Annotated in this window: 14 protein-coding genes; 6 read left to right on the top strand and 8 right to left on the bottom strand. The window is 73.6% G+C overall.

Annotation, left to right across the window (positions count from 1 at the left end; genetic code table 11):
* The 8 genes from murI to clpS form a co-directional block, all read right to left on the bottom strand.
* Positions 1 to 883, bottom strand: an 883-nt coding sequence (murI, locus tag ETD96_RS31185; protein ID WP_138640071.1) for a glutamate racemase, incomplete at its 3' end; no start/stop codon positions are given.
* A gap of 169 nt (positions 884 to 1,052) precedes the next feature.
* Entirely contained in the window at positions 1,053 to 1,844 is a 792-nt protein-coding gene (locus ETD96_RS31190) for a thioesterase family protein (RefSeq protein ID WP_138640072.1), read from the bottom strand.
* Positions 1,845 to 1,985: 141 nt separating this feature from the next.
* The gene (locus ETD96_RS31195) at positions 1,986 to 2,933 is read right to left on the bottom strand and encodes a PLP-dependent cysteine synthase family protein (RefSeq protein ID WP_089326635.1); all 948 of its coding nucleotides are present in this window, start codon (positions 2,931 to 2,933) and stop codon (positions 1,986 to 1,988) included.
* A 21-nt stretch (positions 2,934 to 2,954) separates the two neighbouring features.
* Positions 2,955 to 3,227 (bottom strand): MoaD/ThiS family protein, encoded by a 273-nt coding sequence (locus ETD96_RS31200; protein WP_089326636.1) that lies wholly within the window; start codon positions 3,225 to 3,227, stop codon positions 2,955 to 2,957.
* Positions 3,228 to 3,320: 93 nt separating this feature from the next.
* Complete coding sequence (locus tag ETD96_RS47705; RefSeq protein WP_274704654.1) at positions 3,321 to 3,455, bottom strand: hypothetical protein; 135 nt, start codon at positions 3,453 to 3,455, stop codon at positions 3,321 to 3,323.
* A 43-nt stretch (positions 3,456 to 3,498) separates the two neighbouring features.
* On the bottom strand, positions 3,499 to 3,918 hold the full coding sequence (locus ETD96_RS31205; RefSeq protein ID WP_138640073.1) for a M67 family metallopeptidase: 420 nt from the start codon (positions 3,916 to 3,918) through the stop codon (positions 3,499 to 3,501).
* Positions 3,919 to 3,970: 52 nt separating this feature from the next.
* Complete coding sequence (locus ETD96_RS31210) at positions 3,971 to 4,510, bottom strand: DUF2017 domain-containing protein (protein WP_138640074.1); 540 nt, start codon at positions 4,508 to 4,510, stop codon at positions 3,971 to 3,973.
* 4 nt (positions 4,511 to 4,514) lie between these two features.
* Complete coding sequence (clpS, locus tag ETD96_RS31215; protein WP_089326695.1) at positions 4,515 to 4,811, bottom strand: ATP-dependent Clp protease adapter ClpS; 297 nt, start codon at positions 4,809 to 4,811, stop codon at positions 4,515 to 4,517.
* Positions 4,812 to 4,931: 120 nt separating this feature from the next.
* Between clpS and ETD96_RS31220 the strand changes: the two genes are divergently transcribed.
* The 6 genes from ETD96_RS31220 to ETD96_RS31245 all read left to right on the top strand — a co-directional run.
* Positions 4,932 to 6,278: a nicotinate phosphoribosyltransferase gene (locus tag ETD96_RS31220; protein ID WP_138640075.1), complete on the top strand. Its 1,347-nt coding sequence runs from the start codon at positions 4,932 to 4,934 to the stop codon at positions 6,276 to 6,278.
* A gap of 62 nt (positions 6,279 to 6,340) precedes the next feature.
* Entirely contained in the window at positions 6,341 to 6,922 is a 582-nt protein-coding gene (locus ETD96_RS31225) for an isochorismatase family protein (protein WP_138640076.1), read from the top strand.
* 2 nt (positions 6,923 to 6,924) lie between these two features.
* A complete protein-coding gene (locus ETD96_RS31230; protein ID WP_138640077.1) occupies positions 6,925 to 7,452 on the top strand; it encodes a gluconokinase in 528 nt (175 codons plus the stop codon).
* A 424-nt stretch (positions 7,453 to 7,876) separates the two neighbouring features.
* Positions 7,877 to 10,453: an FtsX-like permease family protein gene (locus tag ETD96_RS31235; RefSeq protein ID WP_138640078.1), complete on the top strand. Its 2,577-nt coding sequence runs from the start codon at positions 7,877 to 7,879 to the stop codon at positions 10,451 to 10,453.
* 55 nt (positions 10,454 to 10,508) lie between these two features.
* Positions 10,509 to 11,309 (top strand): arsenate reductase/protein-tyrosine-phosphatase family protein, encoded by an 801-nt coding sequence (locus tag ETD96_RS31240; protein WP_138640079.1) that lies wholly within the window; start codon positions 10,509 to 10,511, stop codon positions 11,307 to 11,309.
* The coding region (locus ETD96_RS31245) for a VOC family protein (protein WP_171069313.1) at positions 11,306 to 11,583 on the top strand (278 nt) is incomplete at its 3' end. The genes ETD96_RS31240 and ETD96_RS31245, both read left to right, overlap by 4 nt.

The following is an 11,583-nucleotide window of genomic DNA, read 5'->3' on the forward strand; positions in this document are numbered from 1 at the left end:
GCGCCGTCCCGTCCCCCGCCCCGTCAGGCGTCCCGTCCGGCGTCCCGTCCGGTGCCGCCCCGGCCGGCGTGGTCTCCACCGAGCCGATCTCCGGGCCGAGGAAGCGGCGGCCGAGCTCGGCGAACACGGCGGGGTCCCCGGTGGCACGGAACCGGTGCCGCGGCCGGGGCGAGTCCTCGGCGCGGGCCAGCCCCCGATCGTGCAGCACTCGGTACACGTCCTTGGCGGTCTCGTCGGCGCTTGACACCAGTGTGACCCCGTCCCCGACGACATACGAGATGACGCCCGTCAAAAGGGGGTAGTGCGTGCAGCCGAGGATGAGCGTGTCGCAGCCCGCGTCCACGATCGGCCGCAGGTAGCCGCGGGCGGCCTCCAGCAGTTCGCCGCCCATCGTCACGCCCGCCTCCACGAACTCGACGAAGCGCGGGCAGGCGGCGCTGACCAGCTCGATGTGCGGGGCGGCGGCGAACGCGTCGTCGTAGGCGCGGCTGGTCACGGTCGCCTGCGTGGCGATCAGCCCGACCCGGCCGTTGGACGTGGCGCGCGCGGCCCGCCGGGTGGCGGGGTTGATGACCTCGACGACCGGCACGTCGTAGCGTTCCCGGGCGTCCCGGAGCATGGCCGAGCTGGCGCTGTTGCAGGCGATCACCAGCATCTTCACGCCCTCGTCGACCAGCCGGTCCAGCATCTCCAGGGCGAAGGCGCGGACCTCGGCGATGGGCCGCGGCCCGTACGGCTGGCGGGCCGAGTCGCCCAGGTAGACGATCGGCTCGTTGGGCAGCTGGTCGAGGATGGCCCGTGCCACCGTCAGCCCACCGAAACCGCTGTCGAAGATCCCGATGGGAGCGTCTGGGAGGCGGTCCCCCCGGGATGGATCTGACATGGTGCACAAGGCTAAGCGACACGGCCCCGCGCGGGTGCGTCATGCGTCGGACATCACACCGTAACGCGCCGGAAAACCGTCCAGGTCAGAGGTCGCGCGCGCGATCCGGACGTCCGCGCCGACGAAACGCCGGGCTTTCTCCACGCGGCACCGCCGTCGGCGGCCTCGGTCAGGAGCGGGTGCGGGGCACGCGGGCGATCTGCCGGCTCTGCGCGACGAGCCGGCCGGCGCCGTCCCACACCTCGACCTCCTCGTCGAACCAGCCGTCGGCGAGGAGCCGGCCGGTGCCGTGCACGGCGAGCCAGCCGGGCTCGGGGACGGCCCGCATGTGCCAGGTCAGCTCGACGGTCGGCGCCCAGCCCTGCGCGCCGAGGTTCAGCGCGACGGGCGGCAGCGCGTCCACGGCGAGGGCGAGCGAGAACGCGTCGGTCGGGTAGCCGTCGCGGTGCCGGAACCAGGCGCGGATCTCCGGGTTCCCGCTCGGCTGCCCGTCGAGCCAGCCCATCGTCCGGCGGTCGAAGCGCATGTCGACCCGGTCGGCGAAGCCGTCGCCCGTGGGCGGCCGGAAGTCGGTGCACTCCTCCACCGGCGGGACGGGCGCGGGCGCCGCGCCGGCGTAGACCGGCTCGGCGGCGGCGTCGAGGGTGCCGGTGGTGATCAGCGCGTCCACGATGGGGCGGTCGTCCTGGACGAGCGTGACCAGCGCCGACGCGGCCGTCCTGCCCTGCTTGCGGGTGTCGACGATGATCTGCGCGGGGCCCGGCTTGGCGACCCGGTGGAAGTTGGTCGCGGTCGAGACGGGGTGCGCGTGCGGGGAGGCGTCCACGGCGGCGCGGGCGAGCACGGCCATCAGGTAGCCGCCGTTGAGGGCCTCGGCGAACCCGTAGTCCCCGTCCAGGACGGCCTCGTACCGGCCGTCGCCGACCCGCGCGACGGCCGTCGCCTCGCCGAACCCGCTCATCCGCACACTCCCGCGTCGCCCGGACCGCGGGCGTCCCGCCGGCCCGGTTCTAGAATCACGTTCGAAAACGAACTCTACCGTGCCGGACGGGATGCCACACGGACCAGGTCAGGCCGAGAGCGGAGCCAGGCCAGGCCCCGGTCAGGCCCAGAGCTGGCCTTCGAGGCGGGCCTCGGCCTCCTCCAGCGTGCCGCCGTAGGCGCCGGTGGACAGGTACTTCCAGCCCCCGTCCGCGACGACGAACGCGATGTCGGCCCGCTCACCGGCCTTCACCGCCTTCTTCGCCATGCCGATCGCCGCGTGCAGCGCGCCGCCGGTCGAGATGCCCGCGAAGATGCCCTCCTGCTCCAGCAGCTCGCGGGTGCGGCGCAGCGCGTCCCCCGAGGTGACGGAGAAGCGGGTGGTCAGCACCGAGTCGTCGTACAGCTCGGGGATGAAGCCCTCGTCGATGTTGCGCAGCCCGTACACGAGGTCGCCGTACCGGGGCTCCGCCGCGACGATCTTCACGTCCGGCACCCGCTCGCGCAGGAACCGGCCGACGCCCATCAGCGTGCCCGTCGTGCCGAGCCCGGCGACGAAGTGCGTGACCGTGGGCAGGTCCTCGAGGATCTCGGGACCGGTCGTCTCGTAGTGCGCGAGCGCGTTGGCCTCGTTCCCGTACTGGTAGAGCATCACCCAGTCGGGGTTCTCGGCCGCCAGCCCCTTCGCGACCCGGACGGCCTCGTTCGAGCCGCCCGCCGCCGGCGAGGAGATGATCTCAGCGCCCCACATCTCCAGCAGCTGGCGCCGCTCGGCCGAGGTGTTCTCCGGCATCACGCACACCATCCGGTAGCCGCGCAGCTTCGCGACCATGGCGAGGGAGATGCCGGTGTTGCCGGACGTCGGCTCCAGGATCGTGCAGCCGGGGGTCAGCAGCCCGTCCTTCTCCGCCTTCTCGATCATGTAGAAGGCGGGACGGTCCTTCACCGAGCCGGTGGGGTTGCGGTCCTCCAGCTTGGCCCAGATCCGGACGTCCTCGCTCGGCGACAGCCGCGGCAGGCCGACCAGCGGCGTGCGGCCGAGCGAGTCCAGTAGCGAGTCGAAGCGCATGTGCCGCCCGTCCAGCCCGGCTCAGCCGCCGGCCACGGCGGGCAGGATGGTGACGTTGTCGCCGTCGGCGACCTGCGTCTCCAGCCCGCCGAGGAAGCGCACGTCCTCGTCGTTCAGGTAGACGTTGACGAACTTGCGCAGGCCCTTGTCGTCCACCAGCCGGTCGCGCAGGCCGGCGTGCCGGCTGTCCAGGTCGCTGAACAGCTCGTCCAGCGTCGCGCCCTTGCCTTCCACGGCCTTCGCGCCGTCGGTCAGGTTGCGCAGGATCGTCGGGATCCGGACCTCGATCGCCATCGCGGTGATCTCCTTCTACGTCGTACGGGGCTCCCCGCCCTCTCGCGTCTCAACCGGGCGGGCAGCGGGATGATTCCAGGCGTGATCAGCGCGTCAGCGACAGTCGTAGACGACCTCGGCGCGCGAGTGCCCGAACAGGAAGCTCTGCACGGGTGGCACGGCGGCGGAACCGGCGGTACCGGCACGGCGCCGCGCGCCGCCGTCCGTCTCGTGCCCGCTCGTCCACATGTCGACCAGTTTACCGGCCGCGACCATCCCGATCCGCTCCGGCTCAGCCCGCGTAGGCGTCGACGATGGAGACCTCTTCTTCGGTCACTTCCCCGTCCACGATCCGGAACGACCGGAACTCGGTGTCGTCGTCGGCGCGTGTCGACACGAGCACGTAGTGGGCGTTCGGCTCGGACGCGTAGGAGATGTCCGTGCGGGACGGGTACGCCTCCGTCGAGGTGTGCGAGTGGTAGATCACCACCGGCTCCTCGTCGCGGTCGTCCATCTCCCGCCACACCTTCAGCTGCTCCTGGGAGTCGAACCGGTAGAACGTCGGCGACCGCTCGGCGTTCTCCATCGCGATGTACCGGACCGGACGGTCCGAACCGGCCGGCCCGGCGATGACGCCGCACGCCTCGTCCGGGTGGTCGGCGCGCGCGTGCGCGATGATCTTCTCCACGAGGGCGCGCTCGATCGTCAGCATGGCCCCGAGCCTAGGGCAACGGCCCGCCGGCTCACGGCGAGGGCTCCCGAGCTCACGGCGACGGCTCCCACAGGACGCGGACGAGGCTCTCCTGGAGCATGGTCAGCCAGTCGTAGACGGCGAACAGGGAGGCGCGCGGGTCCCGCGGATCCATCTGGTTCGCCTCCTCGTACCACTCCTCGGTGACGTCGAGCCGGGTGCCGAGCGCCAGCCGGATGTCGTTCAGCGCCCGCAGCCAGCACTGCGCCTGCTCCTCGTTCAGGACGGCGTCGGTGCCCTCCTCGCCGAGCGCCGACAGCACCGCCCCGGCCGCCTCGCGCTTGCCGTCCCGCAGCCCCATCTCGGTGTAGCGGCGGAACTCCCCCGCGGCCTCGCCGTCGTCGCGGTAGGCGTCGGGGAACAGCCGCGCCAGGACGGGGTCGTCCGGCTTGGTGGCGCCCTCGGCGATGCCCATCGCGGCCAGCTCGTCGTCACCGCCGGGGGCGTCGCCGATCAGCGCCAGCAGCTGCTCCATCAGGGCGCGCAGCAGCGCCGTCTCCTCGGCCTCCAGCCGTATCTCGACGGCGTCCCCGGACCTGCTCACATCGGTCATCGGCTCAGTCGTCCCGTTTCACGGTCGCCCACAGCCCGTAGGAGTGCAGGATCTCCACGTCCCGCTCCATCTCCTCGCGGGTGCCGTTCGCCACGACCGCGCGGCCCTTGTGGTGCACGTCGAGCATCAGCTTCTCGGCCTTCGTCTTCGGGTAGCCGAACACGGTCTGGAACACGTAGGTGACGTACGACATCAGATTGATCGGGTCGTTCCAGACGATCGCCAGCCAGGGCCGGTCTGCGCTCACGTCCTCCTCGGCGTCCGGCCGCTCCAGCTCGACCGGTGCGGGCGCCGTGCTCATGGCGCTCATCTGCCCGGTTCGCCCCCTCTCTCTCCGTGACTCCTCGCGCGCTGTCCGTCCGCCCACCGCACCCGATGCTATGCGCCGGTCCCCCCGCCGGGTGCGCGAGCCCGCACATCCATGGTGCCCGCAGTCGGGCTTAGGGTTCCACTTGTGGACCTTGGTGACGGCACCGCCCTGCTGACCGACCAGTACGAGCTGACCATGCTGCAGGCCGCGCTCCGCAGCGGGACCGCGGACCGCCGCGCGGTCTTCGAGGTGTTCGCGCGGAGCCTGCCCGCCGGCCGCCGGTACGGGGTCGTCGCGGGGACCGGGCGGCTGCTGGACGCGATCGAGGCGTTCCGGTTCGACGCCGCCGAACTGGACTTCCTCACGTCCAACGGCATCGTGGACGAGACCACCGCGCAATGGCTGGAGAAGTACCGCTTCAGCGGGAACGTCTGGGGTTACGCCGAGGGCGACTGCTACTTCCCCGAATCGCCGGTCCTGGTGGTCGAGGGGACGTTCGGCGAGGCGGTCCTGCTCGAAACGATCGCGCTGTCGATCCTGAACCACGACTGCGCGATCGCGTCCGCCGCGTCCCGGATGGTGCAGGCCGCGCAGGGCCGCCCCATCATCGAGATGGGGTCGCGCCGCACCCACGAGCGCGCCGCCGTGGCCGCCGCCCGCGCCGCCTACATCGCCGGGTTCACCACCACGTCCAACCTGGAGGCGGGCCGGCTGTACGGGGTGCCGACGGCCGGGACGAGCGCGCACTCCTTCACCCTCCTGCACGACAGCGAGCGGCACGCCTTCGAGGCGCAGCTCGCCTCGCTCGGCGCCGGCACGACGCTGCTGGTCGACACCTACGACGTGGAGCGGGCCGTCCGGACCGCGGTCGAGCTGGCCGGGCCGTCGCTCGGCGCCGTCCGCATCGACAGCGGCGACCTCGGCGTCATGGCGCGGCGCGTCCGCGACCAGCTCGACTCGCTCGGCGCGCACGACACCCGCGTCGTGGTGACCGGCGACCTCGACGAGTACGGCATCGCCGCCCTGGCCGCCGCCCCCGTGGACGGGTACGGGGTCGGGACGTCCCTCGTCACCGGCTCCGGCGCGCCGACCGCGTCCCTGGTCTACAAGCTCGTCGCGCGCTCCGACGGCCCCGCCGACGACGCGCCCATGCGCCCGGTCGCCAAGCGGTCGACGGGCAAGCCGAGCCGGGGCGGGCGCAAGTCCGCCGTCCGCCGCGTCGACGGGCACGGCGTCGCGTTCGCCGAGTCGGTCTCCACCGGCGAGCCGACCCACGGGCCGCGCGACCGGCCGCTGCACGTCCCGCTCGTCCGGGACGGCGAGATCGTCGGACGCGAGTCGCTCCAGCAGGCCCGGGACCGCCACACCCGCGCCGTCGCCGAGCTGCCCGCGACCGCGCTCCAGCTCTCCAAGGGCGAGCCCGCCGTCCCCACCGAGTTCGTCCACGGGGGCCCGTGACGGTGCGCCGGCGCCCGCCTGGGGTACGGTCGATTCGGGGCAACCGGTAACAGGGAGCGGTCATGGGCAAGAAGGCTCTGATCATCGTGGACGTGCAGAACGACTTCTGCGAGGGCGGGTCGCTGGCCGTGGCCGGCGGCGCGGACGTCGCCACCGCCATCTCCGCGCACGTGGCCGGGCACCGGTCCGAGTACGCGCACATCGTGGCGACCCGCGACTTCCATCTCGACCCCGGCGACCACTTCTCCGCCGAACCCGACTTCGTCGACTCCTGGCCGCCGCACTGCGTGATCGGCACCCCCGGCGCCGACTTCCACCCCAACCTGGCGCTCGCCCCCATCGAGGCCGTGTTCAGCAAGGGCCGCGAGACCGCCGCCTACAGCGGCTTCGAGGGCGTCTCCGACGACGACACGCCGCTCGCCGACTGGCTCGCCGCCCGCGGCGTCGACACCGTGGACGTCGCCGGCATCGCCACCGACCACTGCGTCCGCGCCACCGCCGTCGACGCCGCCCGCGCGGGCCTGCGCACCACGGTGCTGCTCGGCCTCACCGCCGGGGTCGGCAAGACGACCGTCGACCGCGCCCTCGACGAGCTGCGCGCCGAGGGCGTCGCCCTGACCGGAGACCCGGTGGTGACCGCCTGACCATGAGCACTCCACCCCCCAGTGTGATCGTGATCGCCGGCGTCTCCGGCAGCGGCAAGACCACCATCGGAACCCTCCTCGCGGAGCGCCTCGGCTGGGACTACGCCGAGGCCGACTCCTTCCACTCCGAGGCCAACATCGCCAAGATGCGCGAGGGCCACCCCCTGACGGACGCCGACCGCGCCCCCTGGCTGCGCACCATCGCCGCCTGGATCACCGACCGCCTCGACAGCGGCCGCCCCGGCGTCGTCACGTGCTCCGCCCTGAAGCGCAAGTACCGCGACCTCCTCACCGCCGGGAACCCGGCGGTGGCGATGGTCCTGCTCGACGGCGACCGCGACCTCATCGCCGCCCGCATGAAGGCGCGCAAGGGCCACTTCTTCAAGGAGACCCTCCTCGACACCCAGTTCGCCGACCTCGAACTCCCCACCCCCGACGAGGACGTCTTCACCGCCCCCATCACGGGCACCCCGGCAGAAACAGTCGACCAGATCGTCAAGGCACTGAACCTGGACGCCGCCCCCCGCTGACCCGTTCCGGGGGGCGGGCGCCGCCTCAGTCGCGCACGTAGTAGTGCCCGAGGACGCCGTCGTAGCGTCCGGTGGGCCGGCAGCAGCGCCGGAAAGCGCCGCCCGGACCCGCAGGGGCAAGGGTCGTCGCCGCCCAGCTTCTCGATCAGCTCGGTGTCGGCGCCGACCGTCCGGTCGCCGCGCTTGACCTTGGTCTCGCTAGAGGGAACCCCCTGCGGCGCTTGCTGGTCCGCTCAAAAGGACGCCTCGGTGTCGCGGTCGCGGTACATGGCGATCTCCTTCACTCGGGATCGGACGCGCCCGACGATAGGTCTGGCCGTCCCGGCGGAGCCAGCGAATTTTCCCGAGAAGCCCGCGCAGCACATATAGTCTCATGTGAGATTATCTTAGGTGATCAGATTGGGGGGACGCCGTGGGGAGCGTCATGTGGCTTGTCGCGCGCCGTTCGCTGGCGGAGGGGCGGTTGCGGCTGGCCGCGACCCTGCTGGCGGCGCTGGGGTCGATCGCGCTCATCGCGGGCTCGCTGCAGTTCGCGCTGCGGGCGCAGGAAGCAGTGGCGGGCAGCGACGCGAGCGAGTACTTCCGCGCCGACGTGCTCGTGCAGGGCGGGACGGCGGACCCCGGCGACCCGGACGCGCCGCCGGACGGCCGGGTCCGGCTGGACCGGGTCGCGTCCCAGCCCGGCGTGGCGGCCGCCGCCGGGGACGCGTCGGTGGCGGTCACGGCCACCGGTTCCGACGGGCGCGCGATCACGGCGGCGGCCGAGGGCCGGACGCTGCTGCGCCCCTGGGTGTCCGATCCGGGGCTGGCCCCCTACCGGCTGGAGGAGGGGCGCGCACCCGTCGCCGATGGCGAGGTGGCGGTCGTCCAGTACATGCCCCGCGCCGGGCGGGCCGGCGTCGGCGACGCCCTGACGCTGACGCTGCCCCACGAGACGCGCCGGGTGAAGGTCACCGGGGTCGTCACCGTGCAGGGCCGGGACGCGGTGGCCGCCGGGAACCTCGTGCTGGCTCCGCCCGAGACCGTGCGGCGCGCCGCGATGCTGCCGGCGGGCACGTGGCAGAGCGTCTGGCTGAAGGCCGCCCCGGGCGTGACCCCCGAGCGGCTGCGCGGCGAGCTGGCCCGGGACCTCGGCGGCGGCGCCACCGTGCGCACCGCTTCTTCCGTCCGGGACGCGCAGGCCGCCGCCGCGGCGGGTGAGGGCGCCTCGGTCGCCGGAGTCATCGGCGGTCTCTCCCTGGTGGCGGTCTTCGTCGGCCTGTTCACCGTGGCCAACACGTTCGGCACGCTGGTGCGGCAGCGGACCCGGCGGCTGGCGCTGCTCGGCGCGATCGGCGCCACGCCCCGGCAGCTCGGCCTGCTGGTCCGGCTGGAGGCGCTGGCATTGGGCGCGATCGCGGCGGTGGGCGGCGTGGCGGCGGGCTTCCCGCTGGCCGCGCTGATCACCCGGCTGTTCGCCCGGGACGGCTTCGACGTCTCCGCCGCCGGTCCCCGGTTCGGCTGGGTCGCGCTGGGCGTCCCGGCCGCCGCCGGCCTCCTCGTCACCCAGCTGGCCGCCTGGCGGGCCGCGCGCCGCGCCGCCGGAGTCTCCCCCGTGCAAGCGCTGCGCAGCACCGTCGCCGAGACCCCCGAACGGCGCTGGCCTCGGCTGCTCGCCGCGCTCGCGCTCTTCGCCGGCGCGGGCTTCTGGTGGGCGGTGGCGACCGCGATCCGCGTCAGCGATCCGCCCGGCCAGGACCGCACGTTCGGCGTCGCCCTGATGGTCCTGTTCGGCTCGATGCTGGCCATGACCGCCTTGACCGTCCTCACCCCGTTCTTCGTCGCGCCGCTGGGCGGGCTGGTCGGACGCGTCGGACGGCTGGTCGGCGGCGAGACCGGACGGCTCGCGCACGCCACCATCACCCGCAGCCCCCGCCGGGTCTCCTCCGCCGCGTCGTCGCTGATGCTGGGCGTCGCGCTGGTCGCCTCGGTGGCGCTGGTCACGCAGTCGGTCAACGACAGGTTCGCGGAGGCGGGACGCCAGGTCATGGCGGCCGAGCACGCCGTCACCGCCACCGCCAGGACCGCCGAGGGCGCGCCCGCACCGCTCGCGCGCAATGTGGCCGACCTGGTGGCGGACGCACCGGGAGTGACCCGCGCGACCGCCCTCACCCAGACCGAGGTTGGGCTCGTGTCGCCGCCGTCCCCCGACGACGACCCCGAACCGTTCCGCCTCCTGGTCAGCGGCGCCGAGCAGGCCGGGCTGCGCGACCTGCTGCGGCTGGGCGGCGACCCGCCCGCGCTGCGTCCCGGAGAGATCGCGCTGTCGTCCACCGTCATGAAGGAGCGGGGGCTGCGGCTCGGCCAGCAGATCACCGTGCGGGCCGCCCACGGCCGGGTCGCGCTCACGGTCGCGGACGCCTACCACGACCCCTCCCACCTGTTCGCCGAACAGGCGCTCGTGGCTCCGGCGACGATGGACGACCTCGACGCCAACGCGGCGACTCAGGCCGTCCTGGTGCGGGGCGGCTCGTCCGAGGCCCTGGCGCGGGCCGTGGCGGAAGTGCCCGGCGTCCGGGTCCTCGACCGGGACGCGTACGTGGACGCGGCGTCGTCCTCCCTCACCCGGCCGCTGCGGGCGACCTACACCTTCATCGGCATGGCCCTGCTGCTGGCGCTGTTCGGGATGGCGACCACGGTCTCGATGGGCGTCGCGGAACGCACCCGCGAGTTCGGGCTGCTCGGCGCCGTGGGCGCCACGGTCCGGCAGATCCGCGCGATCGTCCGCTGGGAGGCGGCCACCGTGGTCGCCCTCGGCACGATCCTCGGCCTTGCGATCGCCATGGGCACGCTGACGCTGCTGCACGTGACCACCGGCAGCTCCTTCCTGCGCCCGGACCCGCCGTGGTGGCTGGTCCCGATCGTGGCGGCGGGCGCGGCGGCGGCGACGCTCGCGACCTCGGCGCTGCCCGCACGCCGGGCCGCCTCGGTCCCCGTCCTGGAAGCCGCCAAGGCCGAGTGACCCGGCCGCGCGGAGCCGCTATTCCATCAAACTGGATTGATGTATCGTCGGAGACATGGCGTCGACGAGCCAAGCCACCCCGGCGTTCCTGCGCCTCGCCGCGCATCCGCTGCGCTGGCGGCTGCTGACCGAACTCGCGGTCGGCGACCTGCGCGTCCGCGAACTCACCGCACTGGTGCAGGCGCCGCAGAACCTGGTCTCCTACCATCTGCGGCTGCTGCGCAAGGGCGGCCTGGTCACCGCCGCCCGCAGCAGCTTCGACGGCCGCGACAGCTACTACCGGCTCGACCTCGACCGCTGCGCCGACGCCCTCGCCGACACCGGGGCCGCCCTGCACCCGGCACTGCGCCGCACCACCGAGCCACCGGAGGCCGAGCAGCACCTGCCCCAGGTGGACGTGCTGTTCGTCTGCACCGGCAACAGCGCCCGCTCACCGATCGCCGAGGCGCTCCTGCGCCACCACACCGCCGGACTCGTGACCGTGACCAGTGCCGGAAGCCGCCCGAAGCCGAGCCTCGACCCGCGGGCGGTGGACGTCCTGCGCGACCGGTACGGCATCGACATCTCCGATCAGCGGCCCCGCGACCTGGAGAGCCTGCGCGACCGCCGGTTCGACTACGCCATCACGCTCTGCGACCGGGCCCGCGAGGTCTGCCCCGAGTTCGGCGACCGGTCCCGGCGGATCCACTGGAGCATCCCCGATCCGTCCGCGGCCGGCCCGTCCGCAGCTGGTCAGGGCGGCGCGTCCGAACCGTTCGAGCGCGCGGCGGCCGACATCGACGCCCGCGTCCGCCAGCTGATCCCCGTCCTCGCCCAGCCACCCGTCCTCACCCGGCCAACGGAGGCCCGCCCATGAGCACGCCCGACCAGTACGCCAGCGTCCGCTACCTCGTCGACGACGTCCAGGCCGCCGTCGACTTCTACACCGCCCACCTCGGCTTCACCCTCGACCTCGACGCCGTCCCGGCCTTCGCCGACGTCCGGCGCGGGCCGCTGCGGCTGCTGCTGTCCGGCCCCGCCAGCTCCGGCGCCCGCGCCACCCCCGCCGACGCCGCCGCCCCGGGCCGCAACCGCATCCACCTCACCGTCGACGACCGCCTAGGCGCAGCCGTCAGCCCCGCCGACCAAAC

Origin of the sequence: Actinomadura geliboluensis, assembly GCF_005889745.1 — a bacterium.
In the GTDB taxonomy this organism is placed as follows: Bacteria; Actinomycetota; Actinomycetes; order Streptosporangiales; family Streptosporangiaceae; genus Spirillospora; species Spirillospora geliboluensis.